A 16,705-nucleotide genomic window follows, 5' to 3' on the forward strand; every position below is an offset into this window, starting at 1 on the left:
GGTTACTGGTAGATGGCGAAGCAGGCGAATTTTGCCTTTTTGAGAGTTTTGCAGGCCTTGCGGGCCGACGTCTTGGTGTCGAAGCCGGCAAAGCGGGCCCGGTAGAGCATTTTGCCATTGGATTCGACGGGTTCGGTGTAGGGCGAGCGATCTCGCAGGGCGCCGCCGGTTTTCTGTTTGGCCTTTTTCAAAAGTGCGACAGCCTGGTTTTCACTCTCCGCTGCAGCGATCTGAACCTGCCAGCCCGGCTCGATATCCGGGGTGTCGCTTGTGGCCAGGGTGACCGTGTCACCTTTGCTTTTGGTCCTGTCCGCATCCTTGACGACGGCTGCTGCCTCTTCAATGGCAGGGGCACCTTCTTCGGGGGCCGGCGTTCCGGTTGCGGAGGCCATGGCCAGTTTAACAGGCGCGCTGCCGACCGGAGCGTTGCCGCCGCCTGCTTCCGGTGCCGGAAGCGTTTCAATGGTCACGGTTTCCACCTTGATCGTTCCCGAAGCATCGATTGAAGACGCCTGCTGTATGGCGGTCTTGTCCTGGGCCCGGGCAATTTTTGCGCGCGCGGCCTCCAGCAGTTCTGTGGTTCCGACCGAATTGGTGGTCAGGTCTACATCAGGGCTCTCCCGGGGCACGGGCGGTAGAGCTGTGGCAACTGCAAAGGTGCTGTCAAAGCGCTGTTTAACCAGTTTTGGTGGAACGGGGATGGAGTCCCCGAAGCCTGGAATGGTCTTGGGGGGGGGCGTTGCCTTGTCCGCCACTTCCGCTGTCTGCATTTGCGGGGAATGGGCAGGAGCAGGGGCCGGGACCGGCGCTGCGGTTCCTTTGGCATCCTTGCCAAAAGCAAGCACCATCGCGGCGCTGTCGGCCGGTGCGGGGCGCTGGCCCGGCTTCGTTTTCGGAACCGGCGGATTGGTGAGCTCGGCGATAACCAGGGCCGGTGCCACGCTATGCTTGGCGATTGCCGGAACGGTTTTCTTGCCTCGGCTTGCCTTGGGCAGATACCGGTTGATCAGTTTGGTCATTTGCGCGTTGCGGGACGCGCCGGTGCGCCCACCCATGACAACGGCCACGATCTGGCGGCCATTGCGTTTGACCGAGGTCACCAGATTGAAGCCGGAGGCCCGGATATACCCAGTCTTGATCCCGTCAACACCCTTCACCCGGCCAAGCAGCTTGTTGTGGTTGCCATAGGTGCGGCCCTTGTATTTGTAGGACCGGGTTTTGAAGTAGCCATAATATTGCGGAAAATGTTCCTGGATGGCGCGGCCGAGGGTGGCCATGTCGCGCGCGGTCGTGCGCTGGCCGGAATTGGGCAGGCCATGTGGATTGCGGAAGGTGGTCTTTTTCATTCCCAGCGCGCGGGCGGTGCGGGTCATGCGCGCTGCAAAGGCTTTTTCCGAGCCACCGATATTTTCCGCCACCACTGTGGCAACATCATTGGCGGATTTGGTGACCAGGGCCAGGATGGCATCCTTGACACGGATCGTCCTGCCAGCCTTCAGGCCCAGTTTGGACGGCGGCCGGCCGGAAGCGTATTTGGACACTTTCAAACGGCTGTCCAGGGACAGGCGCCCGGCCTCGAGTTCCTCAAAGACAATATAGAGTGTCATTATCTTGGTGAGGGAGGCGGGATAACGATACGAATCTGCTGAAGACGCATAGAGGGTCTTGCCGGTCTTTGCGTCGACAACTATGCCCGCATATTTCGGGTTTGCCATCGCAGCCGAGGGGAGGCAGAGCAAAAGAGCGCCGAGCGTCAGAAGTTTGCCGAGCCGGGTCATTGCCACAGCCAGACGATGAAAACGCATACCAAACACAGTTACTATCCCAATCCGGGTCACACGTTTCTGTCTGAAGCGCCGCGGGTCGATCTCGCCCCCTCGTGAGCCCCGCCGCTGCTTCGTGAAGTCCAGACCATTTGATGGAAACACGGTTACGAATGTGTAAATGGAATGCAGAAAAAGCACATCGAATTTTTGTTTTTTGTCAGAGTTAATCAATGATTAATCTTGAATAACGCCTTGTTATTCAGCGTGGTGTAGATATGATATTTGTATAATTTCATAAAATTACATTTTTTACGTATGATTGTTTAAATTGAATTCGTTCTTGCTTGCATTGATCTGGGAGCTGGACCATTCGTTCGTGAGAGGAAAGTAGCCATTTGAGGTCTTCGGCGCTTATTTCTTCCGTTACGTTATTTCGTTGAATGCGAATGAACTGAGTTGTAGCCTAAAAATGTCGAAAAGTGCCCGTTTTGTGCGGGTTTTAGGGTGGGTAAGTAATCATCCTTACGTAGTGAAATCAAGTACGTAGTGCTATCAGGGGTTGTTTTTGCGCTGCAAAATCGCCTTGACAGTTTTTGTGCAGTGCATTACGAAGATTTTCTTGTAGGTAACGCTAAGCATGTACCGGATATCCTTAGGCCGTTTTCAAGGCTGGACAGGACTGGGCCGGCACGTATGATGAGGGCAGTATCATGATGAACAGCTTTGAAGATTTCCAGAAGTTGAGCAAAGACAATATGGACATGGCCATGGAATCCTTCGGGTCCATGAGCAAGGGTTTTCAGGCGATCGCCGCAGAAGTTGCTGACTACCAGAAAAAGTCCTTTGAAGAAGGCTCTGCCGCAGTGGAGAAGCTTGTAGCGTCCAAGTCCCTGGACAAGGCCTTTGAAGCTCAGACCGACTACGTGAAGACCGCTTATGAAGGTTTTGTCGGTGAAATGACCAAGATCGGTGAAATGGTCACCGATTTGTCCAAAGACGCTTACAAGCCCTATGAAGGCGTGCTTGGCAAAATGGCGAAATAACCTGCAAGGTTCTTTCGGCTAGGCAGTTTTTTGAAAAACCCGGTTCTCAGGAGCCGGGTTTTTCACATTTATACAGATATGCCCATATTTTGCCGGATGTGCAAAAAGATGCCGCAATCACGCCGAATTGCCCGGTGCTCCCATCTTTAAACCCGGTTTTGATCACCTACATGGGTGTAGGGCGGGCGGCATTGCCTTCCATTTGGATCAATCTCCTGCATCTTGATGAAATCGACCATTGCGCCCGCGCGGCTGGCGCGGCAGGATTACCGGTGATGATCTCCGCTTCCGTGCGCAAGTGCGCGGAAGCGTCAGGCAGCGGGCGACATACAGCCCAGCTGCGGGGACTTTTGACACCGGCCAGGTCCGGAAGGATAGAGGCAAATAGTGACGGCAATGTCGGCGGGCCCAGATTATGACAATGACGGTGACGACACCGGAACTGTTGTTGTTACCCGAACGAAAACGGTTACCAAGCGGCCAAATCTCTATCGTGTGCTGCTTTTGAACGATGACTACACTCCGATGGAGTTTGTCATTCACGTTGTGGAAAGCTTCTTTCAGAAGAACCGGGAAGAAGCGACCCGCATCATGTTGCATGTTCATCACCATGGTGTGGGGGAATGCGGGATATACTCCTACGAGGTCGCCGAGACCAAGGTGACCCAGGTGATGGATTTCGCCCGCAAACACCAGCATCCGCTGCAATGCGTCATGGAAAAAAAGTGAGGACCAACGCACGTGCCTTCTTTCTCACGCAGTCTTGAAAAAGCCCTTCACCAAGCCCTGGCCTTTGCCAATGAACGGCAGCAGGAGTATGCCACGCTTGAGCATCTGCTCCTGGCCCTGATCGATGATCAGGACGCGGCAGCCGTCATGCGGGCCTGCAATGTCGATCTGGAGACGATCCGGCGCAATCTCGTGGAGTATATCGAGACCGAGCTGGACAATCTGGTCACAGACAATGACGAGGATTCCAAACCTACCGCCGGTTTCCAGCGAGTGATCCAGCGTGCGGTCATCCATGTCCAGTCGTCGGGCCGTGAGGAGGTGACCGGTGCCAATGTGCTGGTGGCGATCTTTGCGGAGCGGGAGAGCCATGCGGCCTATTTCCTGCAAGATCAGGACATGACCCGCTACGATGCGGTCAACTACATTTCCCATGGCATTGCCAAGCGCCCAGGCATGTCCGAGGCCCGGCCCGTGGAAGGGGCGGATGAGGAAGACATTCTGCCGGGCGCTGACGGCGAGAAGAAATCCAGCCAGAAGACCGATGCGCTGGAAGCTTATTGCGTCAATCTCAACGACAAGGCCTCCAGCGGCAAGATCGACCCGCTGATCGGCCGGGACAGTGAAATCCAGCGCACGATCCAGATTCTGTGCCGCCGGTCCAAAAACAACCCGCTGTTCGTGGGAGATCCAGGGGTTGGCAAGACCGCCATTGCCGAGGGTCTTGCCCATCGGATTGTTAATGGCGATGTGCCTGATGTGCTGACCGAAGCGACGATCTTTTCCCTCGATATGGGGTCTCTGCTGGCCGGGACACGCTACCGGGGCGATTTCGAGGAGCGGCTGAAACAGGTCGTGAAGGAAATTGAGGACTATCCGGGCGCGGTGATGTTCATCGATGAAATCCACACGGTCATCGGTGCGGGCGCCACCTCCGGCGGGGCCATGGACGCATCGAATTTGTTGAAGCCGGCTCTGGCTTCCGGAGCGATCCGCTGCATCGGCTCGACCACCTACAAGGAATACCGGCAATTCTTCGAGAAGGACCGGGCGCTGGTGCGCCGGTTCCAGAAAATCGATGTCAACGAACCCTCGATCCCCGATGCCATCGACATTCTGAAGGGGCTCAAGCCCTATTTCGAAGACTTCCACAAGGTCCGCTACACCCATGATGCCATCAAAACGGCGGTCGAACTGTCGGCTAAATATATTGCCGACCGGAAGCTCCCGGACAAGGCCATTGACGTGCTAGACGAAACCGGCGCGTCCCAGATGCTGGTGCCCGAAGCCCGCCGCCGCAAGACGATCGGTGTGAAGGAAATTGAAAACACCATCGCCACCATGGCCCGAATTCCACCGAAATCCGTCTCCAAGGACGATGCGGAGGTGCTGGAAAATCTGGGTAAGGACCTGAAGCGGGTTGTTTATGGCCAGGACAGTGCCATCGAAACTTTGGCCTCGGCGATCAAGCTGGCCCGGGCCGGACTGCGTGAGCCAGACAAGCCCATCGGCAGCTATCTCTTTTCCGGTCCCACCGGGGTCGGCAAGACTGAGGTGGCCCGCCAGTTGGCGTCTTCGCTTGGCGTGGAGCTGATCCGGTTCGACATGTCGGAATATATGGAGCGGCACACGGTGTCCCGCCTGATCGGCGCACCTCCGGGCTATGTCGGTTTCGACCAGGGCGGTCTGTTGACTGACGGGGTCGACCAGCACCCCCATTGTGTGCTGCTGCTGGATGAAATCGAGAAGGCCCATCCGGATCTCTACAATATCCTGTTGCAGGTGATGGATCACGGCAAGCTGACCGATCACAACGGCAAGCAGGTCGATTTCCGCAATGTCATCCTGATCATGACCACCAATGCGGGCGCGGCCGACATGGCCAAGATGCCGGTCGGATTCAACCGGGTGAAGCGCGAAGGCGACGATGCGGAGGCGATCAACAAGCTGTTCACGCCGGAATTCCGCAACCGTCTCGATGCGATCATCCCGTTCGGCAACCTGCCGAAGGAGGTGGTCTACAAGGTTGTCGAGAAATTCGTCATGCAGCTTGAGGTCCAGCTTGCGGACCGCAATGTGACCTTCGAGCTGACCGATGAGGCGGTGAAATGGCTGGCCGACAAGGGTTATGACACCCAGATGGGGGCCCGGCCGCTCGGGCGGGTCATTCAGGAGCATATAAAGCGCCCGCTGGCCGACGAGGTTCTGTTCGGCAAGCTGAAAAAGGGCGGTATGGTCCGTGTGTCCGTTTCCGAAGATGGCAAGGGTCTGCTGTTGGAAAGTGTCGAGGAACGGGCGACGCCGCCCAAACCGAAGGCCAAGACAGAGACCAAGGCCAAGCCGAAGCGCCGACGCAAGCCGGCCGCCAAGGCAACTGCAGCCAAACCGTCCAAATCAACCGGTGGCAAGGGCGGGTCGTCGAAGAAAAGCCTGGTGCCGAAAGTGCCGCTCGCCGATTGATCCGGCCCTGCCGGATAAAGAAAACCCCGGATTGCTGTCCGGGGTTTTTTTATGCTCCGGAGGCAGGGGGCCTGAGCGGGTCCGGTGTTAGAGCATCGTGCGTTAAGCAGGGAGCAACCGTTTGAGCGAAGGCTGAGCATCATTCCAGAAATGTGTTTGTTTCCGGTTGGATAGGTTTCTATCAGGTGAACTTGGTCATAGTCTTGGGCAGCACGATACAAGGAGTTGACGATGTCTGAAACGAAGGTTGCCCTGATCACGGCTGGCGGATCCGGAATGGGGGCAGCGGCGGCCCGCCGCCTGGCGGCGGACGGCATGAAGGTTGCGATCCTGTCGTCCTCCGGCAAGGGGGAGGCGTTGGCCAGGGAGTTGGGCGGTGTCGGCTTTACAGGGTCCAATCTGGTGCCAGAAAATTTAAAGGCTTTTGTCGATAACTCAATGGAAGCTTTTGGAAGAATTGATGTTCTTGTCAATTCTGCAGGCCATGGTCCCAAAGGTGACATTCTGGAGATTTCCGACGAGGACTGGCATCGCGGCATGGATTATTACCTGATGAATGTCATTCGGCCGAGTCGTCTGGTGGCACCGGTCATGGCCCGGTTGGGCGGTGGCACCATCCTCAACATTTCCACCTTCGCCGTCTTTGAACCTGACCCTATGTTCCCCACTTCGGGCGTGTTCCGGGCCGGGCTTGCCAGCTTCACAAAGCTCTTTTCGGACAAGTTCGCCCCCCAGAATGTGCGCATGAACAACGTGCTGCCCGGCTTCATCGACAGCCTGCCGGAAAAGGACGACCGGCGCGAGCGCATCCCGATGGGCCGCTACGGCCAGATGGAAGAAGTTGCCAGCCTGATTTCCTATCTCGCCAGCGACGCAGCGGCCTATATGACCGGCCAGAACATCCGTATCGATGGCGGGTTGACCCGGTCGGTTTGAGCCGAACGCGATCACCTTCTGAGGTCCAGGACATCTTTCAAGCAGGACGTCGCACCCTCTCTGCCGCATCCTGAAGGAACGCGCGAGCGCTGTCTCGAAGGATCGTCCGCTTGCTCTGAATAGTCTGGCCCGTCCTTCGAGACAGGCCTTTCAGGCCGTCTTCAGGATGAGGTGCCGCGCTTGGCGGACACCTTGGAATTGTCTTGTTCCGGGCCGTCCTGGACCTGGCTCCGGACCCCCGCATGGCGTTTTGGCAAGAGGAGGCAAAAGGCTTGGAGGACCGCTCCGGAGAGGAACGCCTCTGGACAGCCTTCCTGCAAGAAGCTAAGGCTGCCTTATCAAAGTGCCCTTTCGAGTCTTCTTCACATGACAGTCTCCCGGGGGAGTCCCCCGTCTCAACCAGCTGATGAGCCGCCCTTGCCGGGACGCCGCTGGTTTTTGCTGGGCGCACGCGCAGCCGTTTCGATCCCGGCCTTGATCCTGACAGCCGCCTTTGTCGGGTATGCCGGACTGGCGCGGGAAACGGGGCTGTCCCTTCCGGAAACCCTGGCGATGACCGGTTTCATCTGGGCCCTGCCGTCCATCGTCCTTCTGACCGGGGCGCTGTCGTCCGGCATGGGGCTGATTCCGGCTGCCATTGCCGTTGCGCTGGCCTCGGTCCGGCTGATGCCCATGACCATGGCGCTGATGCCAATGGTCAAGGTGCCGGGCAAAACCAAAACCTGGCAGCTCCTGATCGCGTCCCATTTTGTTGCGGTGACCGCCTGGGTGTTTGCCATGCGCAGTCTGCCGGAGCTGCCCCGCGAGGCCCGGCTGCCCTATTTCACCGGCTTTGGCAGTGCGGTGACCAGTTTTGTCTTTTGCATGACGGGCGCGGCCTATCTGGCGGTGGAGCGCATGCCGGATGTGATCGCCGGAGCGCTGGTGCTCCTGACACCGGTCTATTTCCTGTGCTCGCTCTGGGGAGCGGCGCGGCTGTCGCTCGACAAGGCCGCCATGGTGGCCGGGCTGGTGCTCGGGCCGTTGTTTTTTCTCTATCTGCCGGGGCTCGATCTTCTGTGGACCGGTCTTGCCGGGGGCACCGGAACTTATCTGGTACTGCGGGTTTTGAGGAAGGGGCGGGCATGAGCGGAACTGAACTTTCCGCCACCTGGTGGTGGCCATATGTGATGATCCTGGTGGCCGGGTGGCTGGCAACGGATGTCTGGCGCTGGATTGGTGTTTTCGCCAGCGGCCGCCTGCGCGAAGACAGCGAGCTTCTGGTGTGGGTGCGCTGTGTGGCCACAGCGCTGGTGGCCGGGCTGATTTCAAAGCTCATCTTGTTTCCCCAAGGGGTTTTAGGGGAAACGCCCATGTGGTTGCGCATTGCCGCTGCCTGTGCCGGGTTTGCAGCCTTTCTGGCCGGGCGTCAGAGGGTGCTTGTCGGGGTTCTGGTGGCCGAAGCCTTTTTGATGGGCGGCTGGTGGCTTTTGGATCTACTCGTGCGGTGAATTTGAAACATTGAGTTGCTCGTCAGCTTCAGGTCACTAGGCTGATCTCGCAAAACGTCTTGAAGGCTGGAGATCAAAATGACGGATCAGGTCGAACTATTTTACGCCCCGCAGACCCGGGCGACCGGTGTGCGCATTCTGCTGGAAGAGCTGGGCGCGTCCTATAAGCTCAATGTCATCAACTTCAAGCTTGGCGAGAACCGGGAGCCGGAGTTTCTGGCTATCAATCCGGCAGGCAAGGTTCCGGCGGTGCGCTGCGGGGAGGCCGTGGTGACCGAGCAGGTGGCGATCTATCTTTATCTCGCAGACCTTTTTGCTGAAAAAGGCCTGGCGCCTGCGCTGGATGACCCGCTCCGGGCCGCCTATCTGCGCTGGTTCGTCTATATGGCGTCCTGCTATGAGCCGTCCCTGGTGGACCGGGCCATGAAGCGAGAAGAAGCGCCCCATGCCATGTCACCCTATGGCAGCTTTGATATGGTGATGTCCAACATGCGCGTCCAGCTGGCCAAGGGGCCTTATGTGTTGGGGGAGAAGATGACGGCCGTTGACGTGATCTGGGCCATGGGCCTGCGCTGGGGCATGATGTTCGGTCTTGTGCCCGAACATGCAGAATTCCAAGCCTACACGGACCGGTTCCTGTCCCGTCCTGCGGCTGTCAAGGTGCTGCAGGAAGATGCCAATCTGGCCAAGGAGCATGAAGAGGCAGCCCGCCAGGCCGGGCTGCTCTGATGGAGGCACTGGTCATCTGATCGACCAAGAAAGCGCTCTTGAAGGGCAGCTTTGGTTTTAAGCTGAAGCCAGGGCTGCCCGGATTTTTTCCGCCTGGGCGGCCAGCATTTCATTGTCGGCCATCTCGCCCGTGTGGGGTTTCAGGGAAACCCCTTCGAAGCGCGGAATGACATGGACATGGGTGTGGAAGACAACCTGTCCGCCGGCCGATTCTGAGAATTGCTGGATGGTGGTGCCATCCGCCCCGAAAGCCTTGATCACGGTAAGGGCCATTTTCTGCACCGTGGCCATGACGGCAGCAAGATCATCCGGAGCAATGTCGAGAATATTGCGCGACGGGGCCTTGGGGATCACCAGAATATGGCCGTCGCCCCGGGGCATGATGTCCATCATCACAAAGGTCTGCTCGTCTTCAAATACCTTGTGGCTGGGCAGCTCGCCGCGCAGGATCTTGGCGAACACATTCTGATCGTCATAGGCGGGGATGGTCATGTCTTAGAGGTCCTGTCTGGCTTAACGGGCCGGCATCTTGCCGCCGTGGGCAAAGACGAATGCCAATCTCAACGGATAGAGCCCGATCTGACCGGTTTCTATCCATTGAGGTTGGTATAGTCTCAGACCGTTCTTCCGGGCAAGAGGCCTGTGCCCCGGTTTTCACCGGGGCACAGGGGCAGGCCGCGAGCGGCAAGGGGACGCCCGGATCAGGCAGCGTTGGTGACAAGTCCTTCCCCGGCCACCAGTTCGGAGACACCGGCAAAGTCGATCTTGCCGGTTCCAAGCACAGGGACCTTGGCAACAACCCGCACTTCGGCCGGGATCATGAGATCCTGGGCGCCCCGGTCTTTCGCAGCTTTTAGGAAATCACTCCGGGACGCTTCGGCGCATTCGGTGATCAGGATCAGTTTCTCCCCCTTGCGGGGATCCTTGATAGCGGTGACCGCTGACAGTTGATCCGGCCAGACCTGTGCGGCAATCGCTTCGACTGCGGCGAGCGAGACCATTTCGCCGCCGATCTTGGCGAAGCGCTTGGCCCGGCCCTTGATGGTCAGGAAGCCGTCTTCATCAATGGCGACAATGTCGCCCGTATCGTGCCAGCCGCTGGCCACCGGTTCAATGACGCCGGGATTGTCGGCTTTCAGATAACCGGCCATCACATTGGGGCCGGAGACCAGCAACCGGCCGCCATCGTCCACACCCGGCACCGGTTCGAGGCGCGACACCATGCCAGGCATGAGTTTGCCCACAGTGCCCGGCTTGCTGAACATGGGCGTGTTGAGCGCGATGACAGGCGAGGTCTCCGTCACTCCGTACCCCTCCAGGACCCGCACTCCGAACCGGTCCATGTAGGTTTGCCGGGTTGTTTGTTTCACGGGCTCGGCGCCTGCAAAACAGTAGCGCAGGGAGCGGAAGTCATAGGCGTGGGCCACCCGTGCATAGCCGTTCAGGAAGGTGTCCGTGCCGAAAAGGATCGTTGCGTTGGAACTGTAAATCAGTTCGGGGATGATCCGGTAGTGCAGCGGTGAGGGGTAGAGATAGGTGGGCACTCCGGAAATCAGCGGGAGGATCGTGCCGGCGGTCAGGCCGAAGGAATGGAACATCGGCAGCACGTTGAACACCTTGTCGGAGGCGGAAAAATCGATCCGCGACGCCGCCTGGTTGGCGTTGGCCAGAATGTTCTTGTGGGTCAGTACAACCCCTTTGGGCGTGCCTTCAGAGCCGGAAGTGAACAGGATGACGGCCGTGTCACTGCTGGTGCGGCGGACCAGCGGCCGGTTGCGGGAGAGCGCGCCGCGCAGTTTGTCGGCAAGGCCGATCTCCTCGCGCAGCTCGTCAAGCCAGACCAGTTTCACATGGGGCGCAAGCCCTTCTGCCAGATCCTCCAGTTTGGCCTGACGCAGGAAGGCCCGGGAGGTCAGCACGGTCTGGATCCTGGCTGCCCGGCAGGCCGACAGCACGTTTTCCAGACCGGCAGTGAAGTTGATCATGGCAGGCACCTTGCCGGCGGACATGGCCGCCAGAACCGTGACGGCCGAGCCGTTGGCATTGGGCAGCATGATGCCGAGCGTGTTCTCCCCAGGTGTCAACGCCAGGATCTTGCGGCCCAGAACAGCGGCGCCTGTCAACAGTTTGCTATAACTGAGAGCGCCGGAGATCGGGTCTTCCAGTGCCGTCTGGGAGGAGCCGCGTTCCTTGGCGGTGGCAATCAGCTGATCCAAAATCGTCTTGTCTTCGGCCAGGCTGGTCTCGAACATCAGCTCCGACATGATCTGGTAGAGCGCACTCCCCGCCGCGATCCGGCGTTTTCGGCCCTTCAGATCTTCCGGCAAGTCCAGGTGTTTGGGCTCCATGATGGTCACCTTCACTTTCGGAAACAGGCGTTTGCGGATCTGGTAGGGGTTCAGATAGGAAAAGGGGGTCTTTTCCAGACCGTCGATGCGGATCGGCACAATCATCGCGCCGGTCTTGTCCGCGACCATGGCCGCCCCGTCATAGACCTTCATCAGGGAGCCGGTGACCGTCAGGCGGCCTTCGGGAAAGATCACCATCGGTTCGCCGGATTTGACCACCTTGATCAGGGAACGGGTCGCCAGCGGCTTGGCCGGGTTGATCGGCAAAGCATTGGCCAGCCGGAGGAAGGGGCGGACCCACCAGCGCTGCGCAACAGTGTAGTCGATGGCAAAGGTGGGGGTGCGGTCCGTCAGGGTCAACGCCAGGCCGGCATCCAGGTAAGAGACGTGATTGAGCGCCAGAATCGGTGCCTCGCCTGCCTTTTCCAGGTTCTCAAGTCCTTTGATCTCAACCCGGAAGATGGCCCGGTAGAGAATGGTGATCGCATCGCGCAGCGGATTGGTCGGCAAGGTCTTCAGCATGAGGACGGCGGCCAGTGCATTCAGGCCGCCAAGGGTTGCCATGATCACGGGAATGGAGACACCGGCTTTTTGGGCTCCGGCCAGGGTGAGGCCACCAAGGGCCATGATGGCTGCACCAAGCGCGTTGGACCCGGCAATGCGGCGGGCACGGCTTTTCGGGTCTGCCCAGGTCTGCAGGGCGGTGAAGGTGGGCACCACCAGAAGGGCGCCCGCAATGGCAAGGCCGGCCATGTCGATGGTCAGGCGCCACGTGCCCTGACGGCTCAAGAAGTCCACAAGACCGGCGGCCGGAACCGCCTCCGGCAGGGTGGACAGGGTCCAGGCGATGTCGGCGCTGAACAGGGCCACCAGCAAGGTGCCGGCCGGGGCGGGCAGAAGCACGACGCGGCCAGCCGAGAGCCAGGCGGCAAGGGCCGAGCCAAGGCCGATGGAGACGGCGAAAACGGTCAGGAAATAGGTGACGGCAGTTTCATCGCCGCCCAGCATATCCTTGACGATCAGCGGCAGCAGAGCCAGCACGATGGAGCCCGCGAGCCAGAACCAGCCATTCATCAGGGCCACCTTCAAGAGACGGCGGTTGCTGGAGAGATCAGACAGAATTCTCCAGGTGGAGGTCAGGATGTTCCAGTCGACTTTCAGATCGGGAGAGGCCGCGGCCGCGTGCGGGATCTGCCGGCTCATGCCGTAACAGGCCAGGGCCAGGGCCATCATCATGGGGGCAAAGATCAGCGCCGGCGCCCCTGCTGCAAAGATCAGCCCGGCCGAAATTGTCCCGCCCAGAATGGCCAGAAAGGTTCCAGCTTCAATCCAGGCATTGGCCCGGGGCAGCTCGTCGGCCTCCAGATGTTCCGGCAGGAGACCGTATTTGACCGGGCTGAACAGGGCGGACATGGCGCCGAACAGGAAGAGGGCGGAGAAGAGAACAACCAGGGAGCCTGTCGCCATACCGGCAATGGCAAGCCCGGCGCCGGCAATTTCGACCGCCTTGGTGCGCCTGGCCAGGATAGACTTGTCGTATTTGTCGGCCAGTTCACCGCCCAGGGCGGACAGGAACAGGAAGGGGGCAATGAAAATGGCGCCTGCCAGGGCAATGAGGGCGCCGGACGCGCCGGTACCATCCCCTGCGGCTGCCACCTGAAACAGCACCAGAAACACCAGCGTGTTCTTCAGGAAATTGTCGTTGAAGGCGGATAGGAACTGGGTCCAGAACAGCGGGGCAAATCGCTTGGAGGTTATCAGGGGGGTACGCATGGTCGGTGTCTTTCTCCGGTGGCAAGGGCGGCTGGTGCCAGCCGCCCGTTCGCAATCTGGATCAGCCGTGATCCGGCTTGCTGATGTCCATCAGCAGTTTTTCGGTTTTGGCCTCTTCCAGCCGGTTGTGGAACTTCTCTGCTTCATCCCTGTCCCGCAGCGTCTTGGTCAGGGTGACGGCCGTGTGAACCAGCATAAGCGAAGCCATGGCATAAAATCCCTTGGCTGAGAAGCTGGCTTCCAGATTGTAGATGCCAAGCGCCATCATGATGGCGGCGACCGCGAAGCTGAGGCCGGTGAAAATCATCCAGTTGCTGGATTGTTTGATCTGATTGTCCTGCATGGTGTGTCCTTTCCTTAGTGCTTGTCTTCAATCAACAGGGGCAGGTCCGCCTTAAGGCGGGCCAGAACGTCGTCTGCCCGGACGCGGACCGGGGCGCCGCAGCCTGCGTCCGCCAGTTTTTCGATCACCGCGTCTGGCCGGTCGGCTGGGGCGAGGGCGGCAAATTCCAGGTCTGCAAGTTGCTCGCGTTCCTGGAATTCGGTGATTTCTTCCAGCTGTTCTTCCGCACGCGACAGGGCCGACTGGCCTGCAATTGCACCCATGGACTGGGCTTTGTGCATCTGCTGGCGAACTTCAGCTGTCCGTTCGCCCCGTTTCAAGGCCCGCAGCCGGGCCTGGGTCCGGTGTAACTGGTCGGTCAGGGTGAGCAGGTCCTGATCGAATGCGCGGATCGAGGCTTCAAGCGCGGTCTTTTCGTCTTCTTGAACGGCGATGGCTTCCGCCGCTTCGCGGGCGAGCTGTTCAGCGCCTTGCAAAAGGGCATTGCGGGCCCGGTTTTCCAGGTCTTCGACGGAGGCTGTCAGCTGGCGCAGACGCTTGCGGTCCATTTGCTGTTCGGCCTTCGCCTTTGCAAGCGCGGCCTGGGCTGTGCGGACTGCAAAGGCGGCTGTGCGGATGTTGGTGTCAAGGCACTGAAGCGACCTGTCGTCACGCGGTGGGACACCGGTGCCGGCCAGCAGGGCCTTTATCTGACTAAAAAATGGTTCGAGCATTGGGATCTCCTAAAAATGAACATTGTTCACTATTTGACAAAGCCATAACTTTCAGGTTAGGTCAAGAAAAAAATGAACTAAGTTCACTTTTGTGCGTGAGGCGTGGTAAATGGCTGGAATTCAAAAAGCAAAAAGTGAGGAAACGCAGCGGCGGGTTCTGGAGGCGGCCGTGAAAGCGGTTGAGGCCGGGGGGCTTGACGCACTGCAGATCCGCAAGATCGCCGCCGAGGCGGGCTATTCGGTCGGCTCGGTCTATAAACATTATGCCGATCAGGAGGCTCTGGTGACCGCCGTTGACACGGTAACCCTGGCACGTATCAAGGCGGCCATGGCCCAGGCCGTGGACGGGGTTGCAGATCCGCTGGAGCAGCTCAAGGCGCTGGCGCGAGCCTATCTGGCCTTTGCGCGTGAGCACAGCAACCTCTGGCGGACCTTGTTTGACCTGAAACTTGTGCACGGAACCGCGACGCCGGAAATCCACATTCAGGAACTGGTCGATCTTCTGGCCTTTATTGGCCGTCCTTTGCGGCAGCTGGAAACGGGGCTGGACGGGGACGCGCTGGCTGCGCGCACCCGGACCTGCTTTGCCGCGCTCCACGGTCTGGTGACCATCAGTCTGGAAGACCGGTTTGTCGGCCTCTCCGACGAAACGCTGGAGCGGGAGATGATGTTTCTGGTGGAACGGTTGGCGGGAAAATAGTGAACCGCCAGCCCTTCCTTATATTCCGTATCTCTATGTCCCGCAAAAGGTCTGGTAGGGACCGAAGTCCTTGGGGGCCGGACGGGCATAGGCCTCCTGGCCGGGCTGTATATCAAACGGCTTGGCCAGAACGTCCAGCAAGGCACGGGCGGGGGAATAGTCGCCCTCATCGGCGGCTTCGAGCGCCGCTTCAACCTTGTGGTTTCTCGGGATATAGGCCGGGTTGGTCCGGTTCATCCGTGCTGTCAGCGTTTCGGGGGCGGGGCTTTCCCGGGTCAGCCGTGCCTGCCACCGCTCCAGCCAGGGATCAATCTGTCCGGGCTCGTCAAAGAGCGCCCGCAGAGCCGCTGTCTCTCCACGGGCTGCGTCCGCCAGGTGGCGGAACACCAGGGTATAATCGGCCTGCCCCGCGTGCATCCGGCTCAAAAGATCCTCGGCAAGGGACTTATCGTCCTTTTCGTCACCTTCCAGCCCTAGCTTGGCCCGCATGCCGTCCAGCCAGTGGCCGCCGTAGAGTGCCGGGAACCGTCCCAGTTCGGCGCTCACCTCCTCAACAGCCGCATCCGGATCGTCCGGGTTGACCAGGGGCAGCAGGGATTCGGCCAGACGGGCCAGGTTCCACTGGGCAATCACCGGCTGGCGGCCAAAGGCGTAGCGCCCGCCATGGTCGATGGAGCTGAAGACCGTGGACGGGTCGTAGGTGTCAAGGAACGCGCAGGGGCCGTAATCAATCGTCTCCCCGGAGATCGTGGTGTTGTCCGTGTTCATGACCCCGTGGATGAAACCGGTCAGCACCCATTTGGCCACGAGAGCGGCCTGCCGCCCGAGCACTCTTGCAAAGAACGCCGTATAGCGCTTTTCCGTGTCGAGAAGGTCCGGGTCGTGGCGGGCAATCGCATAATCGGCCAGTTGGCGCAGCTTCTCCGTTTCCTGGCGGGCGGCGAAAAACTGGAACGTGCCGACCCGCAAATGGCTGGCGGCCACCCGTGTCAGGACCGCACCGGGTTTGGGGCCATTCCGGTAGATGGTTTCCCCTGTGGTCACGGCTGCCAGGGCCCGCGTGGTCGGGATGCCGAGCGCGTGCATCGCCTCGCCAATGATATATTCGCGCAACACAGGGCCGATGACGGCTTTTCCGTCACCGCCCCTTGAAAACGGGGTCGGGCCGGAGCCTTTCAGCTGAATGTCCCGGCGTTTGCCGCTCCGGTCCAGCACTTCCCCCAAGAGGAGCGCACGCCCGTCGCCCAGTTGCGGGGAAAATCCGCCAAACTGGTGGCCAGCATAGGCCTGGGCCAGGGGCGAGGCCCCGTCCGGTGCCTTGACGCCCGCAAAAATGGTGGCGCCGTCTGCGGTCTCCAGAGCCTCGGCATCAAGACCCAGCTCTGCGGCCAGCGGGCGGTTGAAAAAGACAAGTGCCGGGGCCGGTACCTTGGCGCCTTCCCAGGGCACATAAAAGCCTTCAAGCTCCCTGGCATAGGAGTTGTCGAACTGGAAAAGCGGCGGTCTGGCGGTCATGTCCTGGGTCCTGGCATGAGGGACGGCGGTCCTATACGGGCCTCAAGACCTACATATAGAGACCTTGCCGGGCACATTGAACCATTGGGTTTTGGGCTGAATGCGAAAAGCCACCGGATCCAGGGTCTCCTTGCAGAGACCGGACCCGGCGGCTTTCATT

General features: G+C 59.6%; 14 protein-coding genes. 8 read left to right on the forward strand and 6 right to left on the reverse strand.

What is annotated here, in order from left to right; translation table 11 throughout:
* Nucleotides 1-2: 2 nt before the first annotated feature.
* Nucleotides 3-1,805, reverse strand: coding sequence for a serine hydrolase (locus ACXAH0_RS02935; RefSeq protein WP_475188927.1), 1,803 nt, complete (start codon nt 1,803-1,805; stop codon nt 3-5).
* Nucleotides 1,806-2,476: 671 nt separating this feature from the next.
* Here ACXAH0_RS02935 and ACXAH0_RS02940 point away from each other — a divergent pair.
* From ACXAH0_RS02940 to ACXAH0_RS02970, 7 genes are all read left to right on the forward strand, one after another.
* Nucleotides 2,477-2,809: a phasin family protein gene (locus ACXAH0_RS02940; protein WP_475178005.1), complete on the forward strand. Its 333-nt coding sequence runs from the start codon at nt 2,477-2,479 to the stop codon at nt 2,807-2,809.
* 396 nt (nt 2,810-3,205) lie between these two features.
* Nucleotides 3,206-3,538 carry an ATP-dependent Clp protease adapter ClpS gene (gene clpS / locus ACXAH0_RS02945; RefSeq protein WP_475178002.1) on the forward strand — a complete coding sequence of 111 codons (333 nt, stop codon included), beginning with the start codon at nt 3,206-3,208 and terminating at the stop codon, nt 3,536-3,538.
* Between the two features lie 12 nt (nt 3,539-3,550).
* The gene (clpA, locus tag ACXAH0_RS02950; protein ID WP_475177997.1) at nt 3,551-5,998 is read left to right on the forward strand and encodes an ATP-dependent Clp protease ATP-binding subunit ClpA; all 2,448 of its coding nucleotides are present in this window, start codon (nt 3,551-3,553) and stop codon (nt 5,996-5,998) included.
* A 231-nt stretch (nt 5,999-6,229) separates the two neighbouring features.
* Nucleotides 6,230-6,934, forward strand: a complete 705-nt coding sequence (locus ACXAH0_RS02955) for an SDR family oxidoreductase (protein WP_475188932.1) — start codon at nt 6,230-6,232, stop codon at nt 6,932-6,934.
* A gap of 417 nt (nt 6,935-7,351) precedes the next feature.
* On the forward strand, nt 7,352-8,062 hold the full coding sequence (locus tag ACXAH0_RS02960) for an AzlC family ABC transporter permease (protein ID WP_475177986.1): 711 nt from the start codon (nt 7,352-7,354) through the stop codon (nt 8,060-8,062).
* Complete coding sequence (locus tag ACXAH0_RS02965) at nt 8,059-8,424, forward strand: AzlD domain-containing protein (RefSeq protein WP_475188935.1); 366 nt, start codon at nt 8,059-8,061, stop codon at nt 8,422-8,424. Before ACXAH0_RS02960 ends, ACXAH0_RS02965 begins: the two co-directional genes overlap by 4 nt.
* Nucleotides 8,425-8,502: 78 nt before the next feature.
* Nucleotides 8,503-9,153: a glutathione S-transferase family protein gene (locus tag ACXAH0_RS02970; RefSeq protein WP_475188939.1), complete on the forward strand. Its 651-nt coding sequence runs from the start codon at nt 8,503-8,505 to the stop codon at nt 9,151-9,153.
* 57 nt (nt 9,154-9,210) lie between these two features.
* On the opposite strand, the gene ACXAH0_RS02975 is transcribed toward ACXAH0_RS02970, so the two are convergent.
* The 4 genes from ACXAH0_RS02975 to ACXAH0_RS02990 form a co-directional block, all read right to left on the reverse strand.
* A complete protein-coding gene (locus tag ACXAH0_RS02975) occupies nt 9,211-9,645 on the reverse strand; it encodes an HIT family protein (RefSeq protein ID WP_475188941.1) in 435 nt (144 codons plus the stop codon).
* A 209-nt stretch (nt 9,646-9,854) separates the two neighbouring features.
* The gene (locus tag ACXAH0_RS02980; protein WP_475188944.1) at nt 9,855-13,274 is read right to left on the reverse strand and encodes an acyl-[ACP]--phospholipid O-acyltransferase; all 3,420 of its coding nucleotides are present in this window, start codon (nt 13,272-13,274) and stop codon (nt 9,855-9,857) included.
* Between the two features lie 61 nt (nt 13,275-13,335).
* Nucleotides 13,336-13,617 carry a YiaA/YiaB family inner membrane protein gene (locus ACXAH0_RS02985; RefSeq protein ID WP_475177962.1) on the reverse strand — a complete coding sequence of 94 codons (282 nt, stop codon included), beginning with the start codon at nt 13,615-13,617 and terminating at the stop codon, nt 13,336-13,338.
* A 14-nt stretch (nt 13,618-13,631) separates the two neighbouring features.
* Complete coding sequence (locus ACXAH0_RS02990) at nt 13,632-14,330, reverse strand: PspA/IM30 family protein (protein WP_475188948.1); 699 nt, start codon at nt 14,328-14,330, stop codon at nt 13,632-13,634.
* A 109-nt stretch (nt 14,331-14,439) separates the two neighbouring features.
* Between ACXAH0_RS02990 and ACXAH0_RS02995 the strand changes: the two genes are divergently transcribed.
* Nucleotides 14,440-15,030: a TetR/AcrR family transcriptional regulator gene (locus ACXAH0_RS02995; protein ID WP_475188953.1), complete on the forward strand. Its 591-nt coding sequence runs from the start codon at nt 14,440-14,442 to the stop codon at nt 15,028-15,030.
* A 33-nt stretch (nt 15,031-15,063) separates the two neighbouring features.
* Here ACXAH0_RS02995 and ACXAH0_RS03000 read toward each other — a convergent pair whose 3' ends face one another.
* A complete protein-coding gene (locus tag ACXAH0_RS03000; RefSeq protein ID WP_475188958.1) occupies nt 15,064-16,545 on the reverse strand; it encodes a protein adenylyltransferase SelO in 1,482 nt (493 codons plus the stop codon).
* Nucleotides 16,546-16,705 lie beyond the last annotated feature (160 nt).

The organism is Roseibium sp. AWQ4_290 (assembly GCF_056160985.1).

Excerpts from the sequence above, each read along its gene's own strand:
- ACXAH0_RS02935 (WP_475188927.1), bottom strand. The coding sequence starts at position 1,805 with ATGCGTTTTCATCGTCTGGCTGTGGCAATGACCCGGCTCGGCAAACTT.
- ACXAH0_RS02940 (WP_475178005.1), top strand. The coding sequence starts at position 2,477 with ATGATGAACAGCTTTGAAGATTTCCAGAAGTTGAGCAAAGACAATATG.
- clpS (WP_475178002.1), top strand. The coding sequence starts at position 3,206 with ATGTCGGCGGGCCCAGATTATGACAATGACGGTGACGACACCGGAACT.
- ACXAH0_RS02955 (WP_475188932.1), top strand. The coding sequence starts at position 6,230 with ATGTCTGAAACGAAGGTTGCCCTGATCACGGCTGGCGGATCCGGAATG.
- ACXAH0_RS02965 (WP_475188935.1), top strand. The coding sequence starts at position 8,059 with ATGAGCGGAACTGAACTTTCCGCCACCTGGTGGTGGCCATATGTGATG.
- ACXAH0_RS02970 (WP_475188939.1), top strand. The coding sequence starts at position 8,503 with ATGACGGATCAGGTCGAACTATTTTACGCCCCGCAGACCCGGGCGACC.
- ACXAH0_RS02975 (WP_475188941.1), bottom strand. The coding sequence starts at position 9,645 with ATGACCATCCCCGCCTATGACGATCAGAATGTGTTCGCCAAGATCCTG.
- ACXAH0_RS02980 (WP_475188944.1), bottom strand. The coding sequence starts at position 13,274 with ATGCGTACCCCCCTGATAACCTCCAAGCGATTTGCCCCGCTGTTCTGG.
- ACXAH0_RS02985 (WP_475177962.1), bottom strand. The coding sequence starts at position 13,617 with ATGCAGGACAATCAGATCAAACAATCCAGCAACTGGATGATTTTCACC.
- ACXAH0_RS02990 (WP_475188948.1), bottom strand. The coding sequence starts at position 14,330 with ATGCTCGAACCATTTTTTAGTCAGATAAAGGCCCTGCTGGCCGGCACC.
- ACXAH0_RS02995 (WP_475188953.1), top strand. The coding sequence starts at position 14,440 with ATGGCTGGAATTCAAAAAGCAAAAAGTGAGGAAACGCAGCGGCGGGTT.
- ACXAH0_RS03000 (WP_475188958.1), bottom strand. The coding sequence starts at position 16,545 with ATGACCGCCAGACCGCCGCTTTTCCAGTTCGACAACTCCTATGCCAGG.